This window comes from Rhizobium sp. J15, assembly GCF_002531825.1.
Taxonomy (GTDB): Bacteria; Pseudomonadota; Alphaproteobacteria; order Rhizobiales; family Rhizobiaceae; genus Rhizobium.
Window position 1 is genome coordinate 213,681 of the sequence record NZ_NWSX01000003.1, and the last position, 17,798, is coordinate 231,478.

General features: G+C 62.5%; 19 protein-coding genes and 2 riboswitches. Of the genes, 10 read left to right on the forward strand and 9 right to left on the reverse strand.

Going from position 1 to position 17,798, the window contains the following annotated elements; all coding sequences use genetic code 11:
* Positions 1 to 28: 28 nt before the first annotated feature.
* From CO670_RS04645 to sugE, 6 genes are all read left to right on the forward strand, one after another.
* Entirely contained in the window at positions 29 to 955 is a 927-nt protein-coding gene (locus CO670_RS04645; protein WP_097589172.1) for a DMT family transporter, read from the forward strand.
* Between the two features lie 97 nt (positions 956 to 1,052).
* A complete protein-coding gene (locus tag CO670_RS04650; protein ID WP_097589173.1) occupies positions 1,053 to 1,757 on the forward strand; it encodes a hypothetical protein in 705 nt (234 codons plus the stop codon).
* A gap of 107 nt (positions 1,758 to 1,864) precedes the next feature.
* A complete protein-coding gene (locus CO670_RS04655) occupies positions 1,865 to 3,874 on the forward strand; it encodes an acetyl/propionyl/methylcrotonyl-CoA carboxylase subunit alpha (protein WP_097589174.1) in 2,010 nt (669 codons plus the stop codon).
* A 109-nt stretch (positions 3,875 to 3,983) separates the two neighbouring features.
* The gene (locus tag CO670_RS04660; protein ID WP_097589175.1) at positions 3,984 to 4,457 is read left to right on the forward strand and encodes a GNAT family N-acetyltransferase; all 474 of its coding nucleotides are present in this window, start codon (positions 3,984 to 3,986) and stop codon (positions 4,455 to 4,457) included.
* Positions 4,458 to 4,467: 10 nt separating this feature from the next.
* Positions 4,468 to 4,935 (forward strand): YaiI/YqxD family protein, encoded by a 468-nt coding sequence (locus CO670_RS04665; RefSeq protein WP_097589176.1) that lies wholly within the window; start codon positions 4,468 to 4,470, stop codon positions 4,933 to 4,935.
* 166 nt (positions 4,936 to 5,101) lie between these two features.
* A complete protein-coding gene (sugE, locus tag CO670_RS04670; RefSeq protein WP_088689494.1) occupies positions 5,102 to 5,416 on the forward strand; it encodes a quaternary ammonium compound efflux SMR transporter SugE in 315 nt (104 codons plus the stop codon).
* Between the two features lie 41 nt (positions 5,417 to 5,457).
* Here sugE and CO670_RS04675 read toward each other — a convergent pair whose 3' ends face one another.
* From CO670_RS04675 to crcB, 7 genes are all read right to left on the reverse strand, one after another.
* Positions 5,458 to 5,850, reverse strand: a complete 393-nt coding sequence (locus CO670_RS04675; RefSeq protein ID WP_088674293.1) for a DoxX family protein — start codon at positions 5,848 to 5,850, stop codon at positions 5,458 to 5,460.
* Positions 5,851 to 6,009: 159 nt separating this feature from the next.
* On the reverse strand, positions 6,010 to 7,542 hold the full coding sequence (locus CO670_RS04680; protein WP_097589177.1) for an acyl-CoA carboxylase subunit beta: 1,533 nt from the start codon (positions 7,540 to 7,542) through the stop codon (positions 6,010 to 6,012).
* 35 nt (positions 7,543 to 7,577) lie between these two features.
* Entirely contained in the window at positions 7,578 to 8,036 is a 459-nt protein-coding gene (locus CO670_RS04685; protein ID WP_097589178.1) for a hypothetical protein, read from the reverse strand.
* A 66-nt stretch (positions 8,037 to 8,102) separates the two neighbouring features.
* Positions 8,103 to 8,888: an ATP12 family chaperone protein gene (locus CO670_RS04690; protein WP_097589179.1), complete on the reverse strand. Its 786-nt coding sequence runs from the start codon at positions 8,886 to 8,888 to the stop codon at positions 8,103 to 8,105.
* Between the two features lie 9 nt (positions 8,889 to 8,897).
* Positions 8,898 to 9,551 carry an HAD-IA family hydrolase gene (locus tag CO670_RS04695; RefSeq protein WP_097589180.1) on the reverse strand — a complete coding sequence of 218 codons (654 nt, stop codon included), beginning with the start codon at positions 9,549 to 9,551 and terminating at the stop codon, positions 8,898 to 8,900.
* Complete coding sequence (locus CO670_RS04700; protein WP_097589181.1) at positions 9,548 to 10,540, reverse strand: RluA family pseudouridine synthase; 993 nt, start codon at positions 10,538 to 10,540, stop codon at positions 9,548 to 9,550. The genes CO670_RS04695 and CO670_RS04700 overlap by 4 nt, the downstream gene beginning before the upstream one ends.
* A gap of 87 nt (positions 10,541 to 10,627) precedes the next feature.
* Positions 10,628 to 11,005: a fluoride efflux transporter CrcB gene (gene crcB, locus CO670_RS04705; RefSeq protein ID WP_097589182.1), complete on the reverse strand. Its 378-nt coding sequence runs from the start codon at positions 11,003 to 11,005 to the stop codon at positions 10,628 to 10,630.
* Between the two features lie 119 nt (positions 11,006 to 11,124).
* Between crcB and CO670_RS04710 the strand changes: the two genes are divergently transcribed.
* Positions 11,125 to 11,391, forward strand: a complete 267-nt coding sequence (locus CO670_RS04710; protein ID WP_097589183.1) for a hypothetical protein — start codon at positions 11,125 to 11,127, stop codon at positions 11,389 to 11,391.
* 60 nt (positions 11,392 to 11,451) lie between these two features.
* On the opposite strand, the gene CO670_RS04715 is transcribed toward CO670_RS04710, so the two are convergent.
* Both CO670_RS04715 and CO670_RS04720 read right to left on the reverse strand, forming a co-directional pair.
* On the reverse strand, positions 11,452 to 12,465 hold the full coding sequence (locus tag CO670_RS04715) for a copper chaperone PCu(A)C (RefSeq protein WP_097589184.1): 1,014 nt from the start codon (positions 12,463 to 12,465) through the stop codon (positions 11,452 to 11,454).
* Between the two features lie 71 nt (positions 12,466 to 12,536).
* Complete coding sequence (locus CO670_RS04720; protein ID WP_097589185.1) at positions 12,537 to 12,917, reverse strand: hypothetical protein; 381 nt, start codon at positions 12,915 to 12,917, stop codon at positions 12,537 to 12,539.
* Between the two features lie 159 nt (positions 12,918 to 13,076).
* Positions 13,077 to 13,165: riboswitch (glycine riboswitch) on the forward strand.
* A 3-nt stretch (positions 13,166 to 13,168) separates the two neighbouring features.
* Positions 13,169 to 13,250: riboswitch (glycine riboswitch) on the forward strand.
* Between the two features lie 75 nt (positions 13,251 to 13,325).
* Here CO670_RS04720 and gcvT point away from each other — a divergent pair.
* Genes gcvT through gcvP form a run of 3 tightly spaced genes read left to right on the forward strand, consistent with a single transcriptional unit; the run spans position 13,326 to position 17,715 of the window.
* Positions 13,326 to 14,462 carry a glycine cleavage system aminomethyltransferase GcvT gene (gcvT, locus tag CO670_RS04725; RefSeq protein WP_097589186.1) on the forward strand — a complete coding sequence of 379 codons (1,137 nt, stop codon included), beginning with the start codon at positions 13,326 to 13,328 and terminating at the stop codon, positions 14,460 to 14,462.
* A gap of 26 nt (positions 14,463 to 14,488) precedes the next feature.
* Positions 14,489 to 14,851 (forward strand): glycine cleavage system protein GcvH, encoded by a 363-nt coding sequence (gene gcvH / locus CO670_RS04730; RefSeq protein WP_088674283.1) that lies wholly within the window; start codon positions 14,489 to 14,491, stop codon positions 14,849 to 14,851.
* On the forward strand, positions 14,851 to 17,715 hold the full coding sequence (gene gcvP, locus CO670_RS04735) for an aminomethyl-transferring glycine dehydrogenase (protein ID WP_097589187.1): 2,865 nt from the start codon (positions 14,851 to 14,853) through the stop codon (positions 17,713 to 17,715). Before gcvH ends, gcvP begins: the two co-directional genes overlap by 1 nt.
* The last annotated feature ends 83 nt before the right edge of the window (positions 17,716 to 17,798 follow it).

A 17,798-nucleotide genomic window follows, 5' to 3' on the forward strand; every position in this document is an offset into this window, starting at 1 on the left:
GGGCCGTTCCCCGCAAGAATCGGCAGCCATGGCAGAGCATCCAGCCCATCAAAATACCCTGCAGGGCATGGCCATCATGTCCGGCGCCATGCTCGTCCTGCCGATCATGGATGCCATCGCCAAATATATGGCGACCTTCGAAGCGATGTCGCCGGGCCAGGTCACTTTCTACCGCTTCTTCTTCCAGATCGCCTGTACTGTGCCGATTCTCTTCGCCCTTTTCGGACGAAAGGCGCTTTCGGCCAAACGGCCGTGGATGAACCTGCTGCGCGGTGTGCTGCATGGCGCGGCGAGCCTGCTGTTCTTCGTCGCCGTCAAATACATGCCGCTTGCCGATGTCTTCGCCATCTATTTCGTCGAGCCCTTCATGCTGACCGCCATGTCGGCGCTGTTTCTCGGGGAGAAGGTCGGCTGGCGGCGCTGGATGGCGATCGTGGTCGGCTTCGGCGGCGCGATGATCGTGATTCAGCCGAGCTACGAGATTTTCGGCCTGAAGGCACTGCTGCCGGTGGCCTGCGCCTTTCTGTTCTCGCTCTATCTCTTCCTTAACCGCGCGATCGGCGTCGCCGATTCGCCGCTGACCATGCAGACGATGGCTGGCATCGGCGGAACGGCCTTCATGGCCGCGGCCCTGCTCGTCGGAAGCGGTGTCGGCAATGCCGATTTTGCCGTTTCCCTGCCCTCCTCCGCGCTCGGCCTCGTCCTGCTTCTCATCCTCGGCTCGATCTCGGGCTATGCGCATATCCTGGTCGTTAAGGCCTTCCGGCTCGCGCCGCTGTCGCTGCTTGCGCCGTTCCAGTATTTCGAGATTATCTCGGCGACAGTGCTCGGCTATGCCCTGTTCAACGATTTCCCGAATTTCTCCAAATGGATCGGCATTTTCATCATCGTCGCCTCCGGCCTCTTCATCATCTGGCGCGAGCGGCTGCAGGCGCGATCGTTAAAATCTTCCTGACTTGCGGAAGGGAGGGTTAACTCCCCTTCTTGAGGGATCGTCAATTCGCGGGCGGTAAAACTGTTGCCGGCTTCATGATGAAGCCTGGAGTTAAAACATGAGCGAATTCCGTCTCGCTTTTCCGGCCTGTGTCGTGGCCGGCAAGCATCGGCTGACGGCCGAAGATATAGTGCTGCTGCGCAAACATGCTTTTCCCGAGGGGATCCGGACATCCCAGGATGTCGTGGCGATGTTGGCGCTCAACAATTCATGTCCTGAAAAATGTGCCGAGTGGAATGCTTTCTTCGTGGAGCAACTCGCCGGTTTCATCGTCAATCACACCTATCCGCAAGGCTCGCTTGATGAAATCAACGTTGCCTGGATCATGCGCATGTTCACGACCGACGGCGTCGTCAACTCGGCGCTGGAGCTCGAGCTCATTCTCCACGTCATGGAGATTTCGGCCGAAGTCCCGGGTGAACTGAGAGCGCTTGCCCTCGATCAGCTTCGTCTGGCGATCACCGACGGCATCGGCGGTTACCACCTGACGCGCGCCGTCGACCGCAGGAGTATCGCCCGCCAGGATGTCGATTTCGCGATGCGCATCTTCAGAAGCATCTCGGCAGGCGGTGTCATCCCCGTCTCGCCGGCCGAATATGGCGTGCTCCAGCAGATCGAGCAGGCGACCCTGCCGGGCGCGAATCACCCGCACTGGACCGGCATCATGGCCGCCGTCGAGCTGCGTGATCGTCCCGAGCCGCGGCGCAGCCGCTGGCTGCGCATCGTCGACGAGGAATCCGTCTCGGCCGCCGCCGTCGCCTGACCTTCGAAGCGCAATCTGCTGCCTTTGGCGCGCCTGCCTCAAGCCCGATTGTGCGTTCCGGTGTTTTATGCGTAAAACTTCGGAACGCATTTCTGGGTGGAGTCTCGATGTTCAAGAAAATCCTGATCGCGAATCGCGGCGAGATCGCCTGCCGCGTGATCAAGACTGCGCGCCGCATGGGTATTTTGACCGTCGCGGTCTATTCGGATGCGGATCGGGATGCCCTGCATGTCGAGATGGCCGACGAGGCCGTTCATATCGGTCCTGCCGCCGCCGCCGAGAGCTATCTCGTCGCCGAGAAGATCATTGCGGCCTGCAAGGCGACAGGCGCCGAGGCAGTGCATCCCGGTTACGGCTTCCTCTCCGAGCGCGCCTCCTTTTGCGCCGAGCTGGAAAAGCAGGGAATCACCTTCATCGGCCCGAAGCCGAAGGCCATCATGGCGATGGGCGATAAGATCGAATCGAAGAAATTCGCCAGTGCCGCCGGCGTTTCCACCGTGCCCGGCCATCTCGGCATCATCGAGGATGCCGCCCACGCCGAAACGATCGCTGGCGAGATCGGCTATCCCGTCATGATCAAGGCGTCCGCTGGCGGCGGCGGCAAAGGCATGCGCATTGCCTGGAACGAGGCGGAAGTGCGCGACGGTTTCGAGCGCGCCCGCTCGGAGGCGAAAAGCTCCTTCGGCGACGATCGCGTCTTCATCGAGAAATTCGTCGTTGAGCCGCGTCATATCGAAATCCAGGTGCTGGCCGATGCGCATGGCAACGTCGTCTATCTCGGCGAACGCGAATGCTCGATCCAGCGGCGAAACCAGAAGGTGGCGGAAGAGGCGCCCTCGCCCTTCCTCGACGAAAAGACCCGCAAGGCCATGGGCGAACAGTCGGTGGCGCTGGCTAAGGCGGTCGATTACCAGAGCGCCGGCACCGTCGAATTCATCGTCGATCGCGACCGCAACTTCTATTTCCTCGAAATGAATACCCGCCTGCAGGTCGAGCATCCCGTCACCGAGCTCGTCACCGGCATCGATCTCGTCGAGCAGATGATCCGCGTCGCCGCAGGCGAGCCCCTTCCCTTCACCCAGAAGGAGATCAGGCTCGACGGCTGGGCGATCGAGAGCCGGCTCTATGCCGAAGATCCTTACCGCAACTTCCTGCCGTCGATCGGCCGCCTGACGCGCTACCGTCCGCCGGCGGAGGGCAGGACCGGCGATGTCGTCGTTCGCAACGATACCGGCGTCTTCGAAGGCGCCGAGATCTCGATGTATTACGATCCGATGATCGCCAAGCTCTGCACCTGGGCGCCGACCCGCAGCGAAGCGATCGATGCCATGGGTCAGGCGCTCGACGGCTTCGTCGTCGATGGCATCGAGCACAATGTTCCCTTCCTGTCGGCGCTGATGAAACATCCGCGCTGGCGCGAGGGCCGGCTTTCCACAGGCTTCATTGCCGAGGAATATCCCGACGGTTTCGCGCCGATGACGCCGGATCGGGACGAAGAGGCCGTGCTTGCGGCAATCGCCCTCTCCGCCTTCCTGATCGAGACGAACCGCCGCGAGCGTTTCGCCGATCGTCTGCGTGTTGCCTCGGGCGCGCTGCGCGAGGACTGGGTGATCAAGCTCGGGGAAAATTATGTCGCCGCCAAGTTGCTCGACGGTCTCGTCACCATCCCCTTCGATATGGAGATGGCGATAGAGGGCGAGCCTTCGGGCGTTGTCACCGATTGGAGACCGGGCGACCCGGTCTGGAGCGGCAAGGTCGGCGGCGTCGATGTCACCGCGCAGATCCGCCCGGTTTTGAACGGCCTGCGCATTGCCTGGCAGGGGCTTTCGGTTGTCGCCAAGGTCTTTTCGCCGCGCCATGCGGAGCTCGACAGGCTGATGCCGGTGAAGCTGCCGCCCGACACCTCCAAGCTGCTGCTCTGCCCGATGCCCGGGCTGGTCGTCGCGATCGCGGTTGCCGAGGGCCAGGAGGTCAAGGCCGGCGAAACGCTCGCCGTCGTCGAGGCGATGAAGATGGAAAATGTGCTGCGCGCCGACCGGGATCTCGTCGTGTCCAGGATCAACGCCGCCCCCGGCGAAAGCCTGGCCGTCGATGCCGTGATCATGGAGTTCGCCTGAGGCAGGGCGGGCCAGCCCGCCACTTCCTCGCTTGAAGTCAGCAGCCCCGTCGTACATATAACCTCGACCTCGTGCATTCCGGCGAGGCATCCAAGCGTGGTTTCTATTCATGGCTCCGACGACTTACACGACCGACCTCAAGGGTTTCGATGAGTTCTCCGCGCGGGAACTCTATGATCTCCTGAGAATGCGCGTCGACGTTTTCGTCGTCGAGCAGAACTGCCCGTATCCGGAGCTCGACGGCAAGGATATCGATGCGTTGCATCTGCGGTTGCTGGAGGGTGGGCAATTGCTGGCCGCGGCGCGGATCCTGAAACCGCGTGAACCGCGGGATGCGTCGAAGATCGGCCGCGTGGTCGTCTCGCCTGCCCATCGCGGCAAGCGCCTGGGCGACGCGCTGATGAGCGAAGCGATCGCCGTTTGCGAGCGGCTTTATCCGGAAAACCCCATCGCCTTGTCGGCGCAGGCCCATCTGCGCCGCTTCTACGAATCCTTCGGCTTTATCGGGACATCGCAGGAATATCTGGAAGACGGCATTCCCCATATCGATATGGTCCGCCAGCCGGCCGCTCAGCCGGCATGAGGATATCGCCATGATCTACGTCGATGCCGATGCCTGCCCGGTGAAGCCGGAAGTCCTGAAAGTCGCGGAGCGCCATGGCCTCGAAGTCACCTTCGTCGCCAATTCCGGCCTGCGGCCTTCGCGCGATCCGATGGTCCATAACGTCATCGTCTCCAACGCCTTCGATGCCGCCGACAACTGGATTGCCGAGCGCGTCGGCGCGGGCGATGTCGTCGTCACCGCCGATGTGCCGCTCGCCGTGCGCTGTGTTGCCGGCGGCGCCTTCGTCAGCGGTCCGACCGGGCGCGTCTTCGACGAGACCAATATCGGCATGGCGAGCGCCATGCGCGATCTCGGCGCGCACCTGCGTGAAACCGGCGAGAGCAAGGGCTACAACGCCGCTTTCAGCCCCAAGGATCGCTCGCGCTTCCTCGAAACCTTCGACCGCCTTTGCCGCCGCGCCAAGAGTCTTTCCAGCGAGGCCGGCGGGCCGCGATGATGCCCGGCCCTGCAAGGCGCCAGGAAACGGGTGGCATGGCAGCCATGCCGATTCCTACCTTGAAGACGGCCGTCTCCTCGCGCATATAGATGCCATCGCAGACGACTGCGGCATCTCAGGATGCAACGTCGCGGGGACGGCCTCGCTCTTTAACAAGGAGAGGCGCATGGCCTGGATTCTGCTTTTTCTCGCTGGTCTTTTCGAATGTGGCTGGGCAGTCGGTCTTAAATACACCGAAGGCTTCACGCGGCCGTTGCCGACGACGCTGACCGTCATATCCATGGTGGTGAGCATCGTGCTGCTCGGTCTTGCGGTGAAGCACCTGCCGATCGGCACCGCCTACGCGGTCTGGACCGGCATCGGCACGGTCGGCACGGTGATTCTCGGCATCTGGCTGCTCGGCGATTCGGCAAGTGTCTCCCGCCTTGCCTGCATCATGCTGATTGTCGCCGGTATCGCCGGTCTCAAGCTTACAGCTTGATGGGATCCGAGGGGCGTCACCGACGCCCCTCGTTTTATCGTTCAGGCCGTCTTGCGGTTATCGACGGAAAAAGCGCCGGGACCGGCAAAGAAGAGATAAAGGAAAACGAAGCAGAACAGGATCGCGGCGTCGCCCTGGTTGACGGCCGGGAAGAAGCTGCTCGGAGCATGCGCCATGAAATAGGCGACCGCCATTTCGCCGGCCAGCAGGAAAGCGACCGGGCGCGTCAGCAGGCCGACGAGAATTAGAAGGCCGCCGACCAGTTCCAGAAGGGCCGCGAAAATCATCAGCGGCGACAGCGGGCCTGACATCTGCGAAGCCGGGAAACCGAAAAGCTTCATCGTGCCGTGCTCGATGAACAAGAGCGCGGTGATGATTCTGAGAGCGGCCAGCGCATGGGGGCGATAGGCGGAAAGACGCTCGAAACTTGACATTAAACCTCTCCTTAAAAGAATAAGAGCCGAGCGTTAGCTTGTCCCCGGTAAGGTTTGAAGACACGGATCACTGACGGCCGTTCACTTTTTCGACAGCGGGAAAGACCTGTTCGACAGCAGGTAAACACTTGAGCGGACGGTTTTATTCACCGACAAATGTCAAAGCGGGATGTTGTCGTGTTTCTTCCAGGGATTGGCGAGATCCTTGTTGCGCAACATCTTCAGGCCGCGCGCCAGCCGCCGCCGGGTCGAATGCGGCATGATCACCTCATCAATATAACCGCGCTCGGCCGCGACGAAGGGCGAGAGGAACCGGTCCTCGTACATCTTCGTATGCGCCGCGATCTTTTCCGGATCGGCGATATCCTTGCGGAAGATGATCTCGACCGCGCCCTTGGCGCCCATGACGGCGATTTGCGCCGTCGGCCAGGCATAATTCAAGTCGCCGCGCAGATGCTTCGACGCCATCACGTCATAGGCGCCACCGAAAGCCTTGCGGGTGATGACGGTAAGCTTCGGCACCGTCGCTTCAGCATAGGCGAAGAGCAGCTTGGCGCCATGCTTGATGAGCCCGCCATATTCCTGCGCTGTGCCGGGCAGGAAGCCCGGCACGTCGACGAAGGTGACGATCGGAATGTTGAAGCAGTCGCAGAAGCGCACGAAACGCGCCGCCTTGCGCGACGCGTCGCTGTCGAGCACGCCGGCGAGCACCATCGGTTGGTTGGCGACGAAGCCGACCGTCGATCCTTCGATGCGCCCGAAGCCGCAAACGATGTTCTTGGCAAAGCTCGCCTGGATCTCGAAAAAATCCCCCTCGTCCGCCACCTTCTGGATCAATTCCTTGATGTCATAGGGTTTGTTGGCGTTGGCCGGGATCAGCGTGTCAAGCGAATTGTCCGTCTCGGTCACCGACTGGTAACATTCGATTTCCGGCACCGGCGACGTGTTCGACTGCGGCAGGAAATCGATGAGCCGGCGCACCTGTAGGAGCGTATCGACATCATTGTCATAGGCGCCGTCGGCAATCGACGAGCGTGTCGTATGCACGGTGGCGCCGCCAAGCTCTTCTGCCGTCACGGTCTCGTTGGTGACGGTCTTCACCACGTCGGGACCGGTGACGAACATGTAGGACGTGTCGCGCACCATGAAGATGAAATCGGTCATGGCAGGCGAATAGACGTCGCCGCCCGCGCAGGGTCCCATGATGACGGATATCTGCGGAATGACGCCTGAGGCCAGCACATTGCGCTGGAAGACTTCGGCATAGCCGCCGAGTGCGGCGACACCCTCCTGGATGCGCGCACCGCCGGCGTCGTAGATGCCGATGATCGGCGCACGGTTCTTCAGCGCCATGTCCTGCACCTTGATGATCTTCTCGGCATGCGCTTCCGAAAGCGAGCCGCCGAAGACGGTGAAGTCCTTGGCGAAGACGAAGACCGTGCGGCCGTTGACCGTGCCCCAGCCGGTAACGACGCCGTCGCCGGCGATACGGCTCTTGTCCATGCCGAAATCGGTGGAGCGATGTTCGACGAACATGTCGAATTCCTCGAAGGAGCCCTCGTCGAGAAAGAGGTCGATGCGCTCGCGTGCCGTCAGCTTGCCGCGCTTGTGCTGGGCGTCGATGCGCTCCTTGCCGCCGCCGAGGCGGGCGACGCCGCGGCGGCGTTCCAGTTCTTCGAGAATTTCCTTCATGCGATCTCCCCTCGCCGCTCCGTGGTCGATGTGGGTTAGCGGTTGCGTCCGCTGAGTGAGAAAACCGAGCGAATGCGTGCGGCGACATCCTCGGCCATGATCTCGTCGGCAAGCTTCGGGTCGGCGGCCATGCTGGTGACGTCGAAGGCGCTGACGGCGATCACCGAGCCGTCTTCGACTGAGGCCGCGTCGATGCTGATCGAGGCAACATTGCGGTCTTTCTGAAAGCCGAGCCCCTTCTGGATCGATACCACGCGGATCGTCAGCACCACCCTCGGCAGCACGGTGTCGCGGACGGTTGCGTTGATTGCGGCATTGACGCGGTCATTGATGCCGGAAAGCAATTCGGCGGGCATGTTCGGGCCCGAGAGAACGACGGCGCTTCGCACGTCGTAAAGCGGCGCCTCCGGCTTGTTGGCCGAGAGGCTGACGCAGGCCGTGAGCGCAATACAAATGAGTGCGGCCCGGCAGAAACACGACCTCAGCCAATTCATTGCAAAATCCCGCACTCCCCATTGGAGTCGCAGATTTCGTCATAATGCCCGGGAAGGCAATATGTTTCAGGCGCTTAGGGTGAAAAAAACATCCGTCGCCGCCTTGAACTCGGCAAAGCGCTTGGCGCGGCGCTCCTCGGCTTCCTCGTCGCTTCCCCAATGCTCGATCGTCCAGTCCTCGTCGAGATGGGCAAGCGACCACGCCTCCTCCATCGTCACCCGGCCTTCGGCGAAGGCAAGCGCCAGGATCGCCGAGCCGGTCAGCGTCGTGATCGTGTGAAGGGCGGCGAGCGCCATCGGGCTCTCATGCCGCTTGAGCGTGACGGCGAAGGCGGCGGTCGCCTCGCGCGGCTGTTCGTGATGCATCACGCCTTCGACGAGGATGAAGCGGGCGCCGAGATCGTTGGCGGCCCAGTCGATTACGGGGTCCCAGCGCTCGGCCTGACGCTCGACCAGCCGTTCCGGCCCTTCGGCGCGGTAGCAGATGAGGTCGGTCGAGGAAAAGCGCAGAATATCCTCGAAGATCGCCTGCGTATTGGTGGCGATCCCGTCGATTGCGGTGTTGACCAGCCGCGTGACCGGCATGGTGACCGGGTCGATGACCTCGCTCTGGGCCTCCCATTCCGCGGCGACGAGCCTGGCAAGCGCCTCCGTCGGCACGGCGAGGGCCTGCCGCGCCGGCGTGCGCACCAGCTTGCCGTCAAGTGTGATGGCAAAACCATCCTCGTGCTCGGCGACGGCGACCTCGGAATAGAAACGCTTCGGCAGCGGCTTCTTCATCTGGATCTGCGCGCGGCGGATGGGATCGGGATGGCTCAGTCCCTCGGAAAGATCGTTCAGAAGATCGCGCATGGCGTCACCTCAGGAAAAATGGCGCAATATCTCGTTCGGATGATAGGCGATCGCATCGGCGCCGTTGGCGATCAGCTCATCCACGCTGGCATAGCCCCAGGCAACGCCGATCGCCTTGGCGCCGGCAGCCTTTGCCATCTGCATATCGTAAACCGCATCGCCGATGACAATGGCATCGCGCGCATTCATGCCGGTTTCGTCACAGCATTCCGTGACCATGGCCGGATGCGGCTTGGAGGGGCAGTCGTCGGCCGTGCGCGCAACGGTGAAATATTTGTCGAACCCGTGCGTCTCCATCACGAGGTTCAGCCCGCGCCGGGATTTTCCGGTCACCGCCCCGATCAGCAGATCCTCGCGCCTGCAGATCGCGTCGATCATCTCGCGGATGCCGGGAAACAGCGGCTCCCTGTAGTCGAGATCCTGGCGCACGACCGAAAACAGCGATTTGTAATGCGCCGTCATCTCGATATCTTCCTGCTCGACATGCGGCTTGCTCTGCATGCGGGCGATCGCGATATCGAGAGACAGGCCGATAATGGCCTTGGTGTCCTCAAATTGCGGTTCCGGCTTGCCGAACTTCGCGAAGGTGCGGCGCATGGTTTCGTGGATCAGCCCGGCGCTGTCGACCAGCGTGCCGTCGCAATCGAAGAGAGCGAGCTTCATTCGCTATCCCTTTCGGCGCCGGCAAGGTCGAGACCGAGAAGGTTCCAGGTCTGCACCATATGCGGCGGCAGCGGCGCGCTGATGCGCAGCCGCCCGCCCGAGGGGTGCGGGATGTCGATGTGGCGCGCGTGAAGATGCAGCTTCTTCTGGATGCCGCCGGGGAAAGGCCAGTTCGGATCGTCGTCGAAATATTTCGGATCGCCGATGATCGGATGGCCGATATGCAGGGCATGGACACGCAGCTGGTGGGTGCGGCCGGTATAAGGTTCCATCTCCAGCCATGCGAGGTTCTGAGCCGCCGTCTCAATCACGCGGTAGAAGGAAATCGCATGATCGGCGCCGTCCTCGCCGTGTTTGGCGATGCGCATGCGGTCTCCATCGGCTGTCGGTTCCTTGACGAGCCAGGTCGAGATCTTGTCCTCGTGCTTACGTGGCACGCCCTTGACCAGCGCCCAATAGGTCTTCTTGGTGTCGCGCTCGCGGAAGGCGGCCGTCAGCTTCTGTGCGGCGCCGCGGGTGCGGGCGATGACGAGAACACCAGATGTATCGCGGTCGAGGCGGTGAACGAGCCGCGGCTTTTCGCCCTTCGGGCTGGTCCAGGCTTCGAGCATCTGGTCGATATGCCTGGCGACGCCGGAGCCGCCCTGTACGGCAATGCCGGGCGGCTTATTGAGCACGATCACCTTGTCGTCCTCATGCAGCACCATGCGCGACAGCAGTTCGAAATCGGACGAATGCTTGAGATCCTTGCCGGCGATCGGCCCGGTTTTCAGCTTGGCATCGACATCGAGCGGCGGCACGCGCACCATCTGGCCGGGCTGTACGCGCGCATCCGACTTCACACGTCCGCCGTCGACGCGCACCTGGCCGGAGCGCAAGAGCTTCTGCAGCGGCCCGAAGCCAAGCCCGGGAAAATGCACTTTGAACCAGCGATCGAGCCGCATGCCCGCTTCGTCGGGTTCAACCTTGATATGTTCTATGCCAGCCATGAACGGCCTTTCGGAAATTGCAGCGCGGCCAAGCCGGCGTTCTTGCCGGAGCCTTTAGAGCATTTTCATCGAAAACGGAAACCGGAATCAGACCAAAGCGCGCATGATGGCGAGCCCGGCGAACACCGCCGCCATAGAAAGGCCGACGCTGGCTGCGATATAGATGCCGCCGGCGACGGCCTCGCCGCCCTCGAACAGCGAGATGGCGTCGAGCGAGAAGGCCGAAAAAGTGGTGAAGCCGCCGAGGAAGCCGGTGATGAGCAGCAGGCGCAGTTCCACGGAGGCGTTGAATTTTCGGGCGATCAGTTCGGCGAAGACGCCGATGACGAAGCAGCCGACGACATTGACAGCGAGCGTGCCCCAGGGAAAGGCCGGACCCATGAGCTTCAGCGCCCATCGGCCGACATAGTATCTGAGCACGGAACCGATGGCGCCGCCGATGGCGACGAGGAGAGCCTGGATCATGGGCGGAACATCCTGACTTGAGAACGCTTTCAATCGTGACGGAATAAATTCTTATAATTCAGTAAAATGCCAGAGGTTTTCTTATGCTGGCGCCAAGATCCTGCCGATACTGTGCCGGCATGACCCAGCTCCTTTCCATTTCGGCAAACACCGCCGCCCTTGCCGCAGAAACGCTGAGAATACCGCAGCGTGTTGCGACGAGCACCGCCGCGCGCGAATCTCGCCGTCTCGCGGACCGGCAATTGAAGGCCGAAAGCACCGAAGGGGTGGACGATCCCTCCAGCATCATTCAATCGACCGAAGTGGCGCTCGACCTGATGACGAAGGGCAACCGCCAGCCGCAGGCCGGCCTGAAGCAGGCGCTGCAATCCTACGAAGATTTCTGAAGCAGCTGCCTCCAACGAAAAGCCCGCGTCGCGGGCCTTTCTGTTTTGATCAGTTTCCACTCACTTGCCCTGAGCCGACAGCACCTGCAGCACCAGGTCGATCTTGCCGGCCTTCTCGAAGGTCAGCGTCACCGGCACCGTGTCGCCCTGCTTGAACGGCGTCTTCACCTTCTGGAACATCAGATGCAGGTTGCCGGGCTCGAGCTTCACGGTCTCGCCCGCCGCAATGGCGATGCCGTCCTTCAGCTGGCGCATCCGCATGACGTTGTCCTTGGTCACCATCTCATGGATTTGAACCTCGCCGGCCACGGGCGACGATATCGATAGAAGGCGGTCATCCGTCTTGCCGTCGTTCTTCACCGTGAAAAAGCCGCCGCCGACCGGCTGGCCGGGCAGCATCGCCTTGGCGAAAGCGCCGGAAATCTCCAGATCGCCTGCCTTGACCGCCTCGCCGGCCGCCGCCGCCGTGCCCGACATATCCATGCCGGTTTTACCGGTCATGTCCATGCCGACCATGTCGCCATGGTCGTGGCCGTGGTCTTCGCTCGCAACCACCTTCAAGATCGGCGCCGGGCTTTTGAGACCGTGGGGATCGCCGCCATCCTTTGCCACCTGATCCCAGGTCTCGACCGCCTCGCCGCACATCTGCGTCACCGGAAAGGCGAGCGCGGTGCCGGGCTCAACGCCCGAAACCTTACCCTGGATGACGAAAGTGTCGTAGAAGTCGTCGGAGAGGTTGCCGTTCTTCCACCGCACCTCGACCGCGCCCGTTTTCACCTTGTCGCCGTGATTGTCGTAGGTCTTCTGGTAATCGCCCTTGATCACCTCGAGCTCCCAGCCGGCCTTCGGTTGCGGCTTGGCGAAGACGAAGCCTTCCGGCAGCTTGACCCGCACCTCGGTGGTCGCCTTGCCGTCGCAGCCATGCGGGACCTGCAGCGTCGCGAGAATGGTGCTTTCCTGCGTCGCTTCCTTATCGAGGAAGCTCACATGCGCCTCGGCGCCGGCTGCGGCGGTTGCTGAAATGAGAGCGGCGAGCCCCAAGGTCTTGATAGTCTGTGTTTCGATCGTTTTCATCGGATATCTCCTCGCCGGCCTCGGCCTTCTCTAAGGCGAACCGGCTGTTGCGTTCTGATTGCGAGGGAAAATCAGACGAGGATGGGAGGCGCGCGAGAATTCGCCCGGCTGACGGCGCTTGCCCCGGCAACGGCGGCGGTCTCGATCGGCGCGTTGACGAGCGAGGCGACTTTGCGCCCGAGCCATGAGCCCGCATCGGGCGTCGGCAGGATGACCGAAGCCGACAACCGGCAGACTTCGCAATTCGGTTTGAAGGCGACCGTCTTGCCATCGTCGTCCTTTGCCGTCACGCAGAGGGACGCAAAGGTGCCGTCGGGCAGCATATAGGCGGCGGCGTCATAACCTTCAGAAGCGAGGGCCTGTGGCGGCCGGTGGGCAACGCCAAGGAAAAGCAGGCTCAGTGCGCAAAGCATGCGCAGGAAGAGCGTCGCTTTTAGTCCGGTCCGCCGCATGAGATCCCCTTCAACAGCATGTCGCGATAGCCGGTTTCGCACCCGAATGCAAAAGCAGATTTGCTTGAGATCACGGGCTTCCCCCCGGCTGTGGCGACAAAAATTTGTCAGGTCACGACATTTGGTCTTGCCAAGCGCCGCACCCGCCGGATAATTGCGCCAACCATGTTGGGAGAATCCGGTGCTTTCGCCACCGGTGCCGAAGGAGCAACCGCCCCGGAAACTCTCAGGCAAAAGGACCAGCAAGGGGCAGACGGAACTCTGGAGAGAAGCGTTCTCGAAACGCTCGCCGAAGGGATAACAATCTCAGGCGTCAAGGACAGAGGGGGCTCAGGAGAGAAGCGCGCAGCCGCGCCTTCAGATTTGAGCCCGCGCCTTGGAAAGAGGCGCAAACCCCGGAGGCGTCTTTTGGACGAAACTGCTGCCCTGAAGAAAACCCCGTTGCATGCCCTGCATCTTTCGCTCGGCGCCCGTATGGTGCCGTTCGCAGGCTATGACATGCCGGTGCAATATCCCGCTGGCGTCATGAAGGAACATCTTCAAACCCGCACGGCAGCCGGCCTCTTCGATGTCTCCCACATGGGGCAGGTCATCGTGAAGGCGAAATCCGGCAGCTATGAGGATGCCGCGCTCGCGCTGGAAAGCCTGGTCCCCGTCGATATCCTCGGCCTAGCCGAGGGCCGCCAGCGCTACGGCTTCTTTACCGACGAGACCGGCGGCATTCTCGACGACCTGATGATCACCCATCTCGACGACCATCTTTTCGTCGTCGTCAACGCCGCCTGCAAGGAGGCCGATCTCGCCCATCTGCACACCCATATCGGCGACCGGTGCGATATTACCCTCCTGAACCGCGCCCTGATCGCGCTGCAGGGACCGCGTGCCGTCGAGGTTCTCGCCGAACTCTGGGCCGACGTCGCGGCGATGAAATTCATGGACGTGCGTCATTGCCGCCTGCACGACGTCTCCTGTCTGGTCTCACGCTCCGGCTATAGCGGCGAGGACGGCTTCGAAATCTCGGTTCCATCAGACAAGGCCGAGGATGTCGCCATGCGGCTACTCGAGCATCCCGACGTCCAGGCGATCGGTCTCGGCGCCCGCGATTCTCTGCGTCTGGAAGCCGGCCTCTGCCTCTATGGCAACGATATCGACACCACCACCTCGCCGGTCGAAGCGGCCCTCGAATGGGCCATGCAGAAGGCACGCCGCTCGGGTGGCGCACGCGCCGGCGGCTTTCCTGGCTCCGGCCGCATCCTGTCCGAACTCGAAAATGGCGCTGCGCGCCGCCGCGTCGGCCTGAAGCCGGAAGGCAAGGCGCCGGTGCGCGGCCATGCCAAGCTCTATGCCGATGCCGAGGGCAAGACCGAAATCGGTGAAGTCACCTCGGGCGGCTTCGGTCCTTCCGTCGAGGGCCCCGTCGCCATGGGTTATGTGCCGGTATCTCACGCTGCCATAGGCACTCAGGTCTATGCTGAGGTTCGCGGCAAGTTCCTGCCTGTTGCCGTCTCTGCCCTGCCCTTCGTCAAGCCGACTTACAAACGTTGAACCCTGTTTTCCGAGAGGATATTTCCATGCTGAAATTTACCGCTGAACATGAATGGCTTGAGCTCGACGGCGATGTCGCGACCGTCGGCATCACCACCTTTGCCGTCGAACAGCTCGGCGATCTCGTCTTCGTCGAGCTGCCGGAAGTCGGCAAGAGCTTCGCGAAGAACGACGACGCCGCGACGGTCGAATCCGTCAAGGCTGCCTCCGAAGTCTATTGTCCGCTCGACGGCGAAATCACCGAGGTCAACGAGGCGATCGTCGCCGATCCCTCGCTCGTCAACTCCGATCCGCAGGGCGCCGGCTGGTTCTTCAAGCTGAAGCTCAAGAATCGCGCCGATGCCGACGGCCTGCTCGACGAGGCCGCCTATAAGGAGCTCATCGCGTAATGACGACGCCGACCGAATTCCAGTTCACCGACTATCAGCCCTACGACTTCGCCAATCGCCGTCACATCGGTCCCTCGCCGGCTGAAATGAGCGATATGCTGAAGGTGATCGGCTATAACAGCCTCGATGGCCTGATCGATGCGACTTTGCCGCCCTCGATCCGCCAGAAGGCGCCGCTCGTCTGGGGCGCGCCGATGACCGAGCGCGAGGCGCTCGACAAGCTGCGCGAAACCGCCAACAAGAACAAGGTGCTGGTCTCGCTGATCGGCCAGGGCTACTACGGCACGATCACGCCGCCGGTGATCCAGCGCAACATCCTTGAGAACCCCGCCTGGTACACGGCCTATACGCCCTACCAGCCGGAGATCAGCCAGGGCCGCCTGGAAGCGCTGCTGAACTACCAGACGATGATCTGCGACTTGACCGGCCTCGACGTCGCCAATGCCTCGCTGCTCGACGAGGCGACGGCCGCCGCCGAAGGCATGGCGATGGCCGAGCGCGTCTCCAAGTCGAAGGCCAAGGCCTTCTTCGTCGATGCCGACTGCCACCCGCAGACCATCGCCCTCATCCGTACCCGCGCCGAGCCGCTCGGCTGGAGCGTCATCGTCGGCAATCCCTTCACCGATCTCGATCCCGTCGACGTGTTCGGGGCGATCTTCCAGTATCCCGGCACCCATGGCCACGTGCATGATTTCACCGGCCTGATCGCACGCCTGCACCAGGCCGGCGCCATATCAGTGGTCGCGGCCGATATCCTGGCGCTGACGCTGCTGAAATCGCCCGGCGAAATGGGCGCCGACATCGCCGTCGGCTCCTCGCAGCGCTTCGGTGTCCCGGTCGGCTACGGCGGCCCGCATGCGGCCTATATGGCGGTCAAGGATGCCATCAAGCGCTCCATGCCCGGCCGCCTTGTCGGCGTTTCCGTCGATGCCCGCGGCAACCGCGCCTACCGCCTGTCGCTGCAGACCCGCGAACAGCATATCCGCCGCGAGAAGGCGACCTCGAACATCTGCACCGCCCAGGTGCTGCTCGCCGTCATGGCCTCGATGTATGCGGTCTTTCACGGACCGGATGGCATTAAGGCGATCGCCCAGCAGGTGCACCAGAAGGCCGTGCTGATGGCCAAGGGCCTGGAAAAGCTCGGCTATAAGGTTGAACCCGAAAGCTTCTTCGACACGATCACAGTCGATGTCGGCCACATGCAGGGCCTCATCCTGCGCGCCGCCGTCGCCGAAGGCGTCAATTTGCGCAAGGTCGGTGAGACGAAGATCGGCATGAGCCTCGACGAGCGAACTCGACCCGCGACCCTCGAAGCCGTCTGGCGCGCCTTCGGCGGCAATTTCACCATCGCCGATTTCGAGCCGTCCTACCGTCTGCCGAAGGGCCTGCTCCGGACGACCGATTATCTCGCCCATCCGATCTTCCACATGAATCGCGCCGAGAGCGAGATGACGCGCTATATCCGCCGGCTCTCCGACCGCGATCTCGCGCTTGATCGCTCGATGATCCCGCTCGGCTCCTGCACGATGAAGCTGAATGCGACGGCGGAAATGCTGCCGATCACCTGGCCGGAATTTTCCGACATCCACCCCTTCGTGCCGGCCGACCAGGCGCTCGGCTATCGCGAGATGCTCGACGACCTCACGGAAAAGCTCTGCGCCGTCACCGGCTACGACGCCTTCTCGATGCAGCCGAATTCCGGCGCTCAAGGTGAATATGCCGGCCTTTTGACGATCCGCAACTACCACATCGCCAATGGCGAGGGCCATCGCGACGTCTGCCTCATCCCGACCTCGGCGCACGGCACCAACCCGGCTTCGGCCCAGATGGTCGGCATGAAGGTGGTCGTCGTCAAGGTACGTGAAAACGGCGATATCGACCTCGACGATTTCCGCGCCAAGGCTGAGGAGCATGCGGCAAACCTCTCCTGCTGCATGATCACCTACCCCTCGACGCACGGCGTCTTCGAGGAGACCGTCAAGGAAATCTGCGATCTCGTGCATATCAAGGGCGGCCAGGTCTATCTCGACGGCGCCAACATGAACGCCATGGTCGGCCTATCCCGCCCCGGCGACATCGGCTCCGACGTGTCCCACCTCAACCTCCACAAGACCTTCTGCATCCCGCATGGCGGCGGCGGCCCCGGCATGGGCCCGATCGGCGTCAAGGCGCATCTGGCGCCCCACCTGCCCGGCCATCCCGAAACCGACGGCCGTCCCGGTGCGGTTTCGGCCGCAGCCTTTGGCTCCGCCTCGATCCTGCCGATCTCCTGGAGCTACTGCCTGATGATGGGCGGCGAAGGCCTGACGCAGGCGACCAAGGTGGCGATCCTCAACGCCAACTACATCGCCGCCCGGCTCAAGGGCGCCTATGACGTGCTCTACAAGTCGAAGACCGGCCGCGTCGCGCATGAATGCATCATCGACACCCGCCCGCTGGTCGACAGTTCAGGCGTCACCGTCGACGATGTCGCCAAGCGCCTGATCGACTGCGGTTTCCACGCACCGACCATGAGCTGGCCGGTCGCCGGCACGCTGATGATCGAACCGACGGAAAGCGAGACCAAGGCGGAGCTCGACCGTTTCTGCGAGGCGATGCTGGCGATCCGCGAGGAAGCCCGCGCCATCGAAGAAGGCCGCATGGACAAGCTCGACAATCCGCTGAAGAACGCGCCGCACACGGTGGAAGATCTCGTCGGCGAATGGAACCGGCCCTACAGCAGAGAGCAGGCATGCTTCCCGCCCGGCGCCTTCCGCGTCGACAAATACTGGTCTCCGGTCAACCGCGTCGACAACGTCTACGGCGACCGCAACCTGATCTGCACCTGCCCGCCGGTCGAAAGCTACGCCGAGGCGGCGGAATAACATAAATTCGGCAAGCCCCTCTCACCGCTGGGAGGGGCTGCTGACGCGTTACGCCTTTCATGCACGGCACGAACTCCGGCGAA

Coding starts and splice junctions, on each gene's coding strand:
- CO670_RS04645 (WP_097589172.1), top strand. CDS start 29: ATGGCAGAGCATCCAGCCCATCAAAATACCCTGCAGGGCATGGCCATC.
- CO670_RS04650 (WP_097589173.1), top strand. CDS start 1,053: ATGAGCGAATTCCGTCTCGCTTTTCCGGCCTGTGTCGTGGCCGGCAAG.
- CO670_RS04655 (WP_097589174.1), top strand. CDS start 1,865: ATGTTCAAGAAAATCCTGATCGCGAATCGCGGCGAGATCGCCTGCCGC.
- CO670_RS04660 (WP_097589175.1), top strand. CDS start 3,984: ATGGCTCCGACGACTTACACGACCGACCTCAAGGGTTTCGATGAGTTC.
- CO670_RS04665 (WP_097589176.1), top strand. CDS start 4,468: ATGATCTACGTCGATGCCGATGCCTGCCCGGTGAAGCCGGAAGTCCTG.
- sugE (WP_088689494.1), top strand. CDS start 5,102: ATGGCCTGGATTCTGCTTTTTCTCGCTGGTCTTTTCGAATGTGGCTGG.
- CO670_RS04675 (WP_088674293.1), bottom strand. CDS start 5,850: ATGTCAAGTTTCGAGCGTCTTTCCGCCTATCGCCCCCATGCGCTGGCC.
- CO670_RS04680 (WP_097589177.1), bottom strand. CDS start 7,542: ATGAAGGAAATTCTCGAAGAACTGGAACGCCGCCGCGGCGTCGCCCGC.
- CO670_RS04685 (WP_097589178.1), bottom strand. CDS start 8,036: ATGAATTGGCTGAGGTCGTGTTTCTGCCGGGCCGCACTCATTTGTATT.
- CO670_RS04690 (WP_097589179.1), bottom strand. CDS start 8,888: ATGCGCGATCTTCTGAACGATCTTTCCGAGGGACTGAGCCATCCCGAT.
- CO670_RS04695 (WP_097589180.1), bottom strand. CDS start 9,551: ATGAAGCTCGCTCTCTTCGATTGCGACGGCACGCTGGTCGACAGCGCC.
- CO670_RS04700 (WP_097589181.1), bottom strand. CDS start 10,540: ATGGCTGGCATAGAACATATCAAGGTTGAACCCGACGAAGCGGGCATG.
- crcB (WP_097589182.1), bottom strand. CDS start 11,005: ATGATCCAGGCTCTCCTCGTCGCCATCGGCGGCGCCATCGGTTCCGTG.
- CO670_RS04710 (WP_097589183.1), top strand. CDS start 11,125: ATGACCCAGCTCCTTTCCATTTCGGCAAACACCGCCGCCCTTGCCGCA.
- CO670_RS04715 (WP_097589184.1), bottom strand. CDS start 12,465: ATGAAAACGATCGAAACACAGACTATCAAGACCTTGGGGCTCGCCGCT.
- CO670_RS04720 (WP_097589185.1), bottom strand. CDS start 12,917: ATGCGGCGGACCGGACTAAAAGCGACGCTCTTCCTGCGCATGCTTTGC.
- gcvH (WP_088674283.1), top strand. CDS start 14,489: ATGCTGAAATTTACCGCTGAACATGAATGGCTTGAGCTCGACGGCGAT.
- gcvP (WP_097589187.1), top strand. CDS start 14,851: ATGACGACGCCGACCGAATTCCAGTTCACCGACTATCAGCCCTACGAC.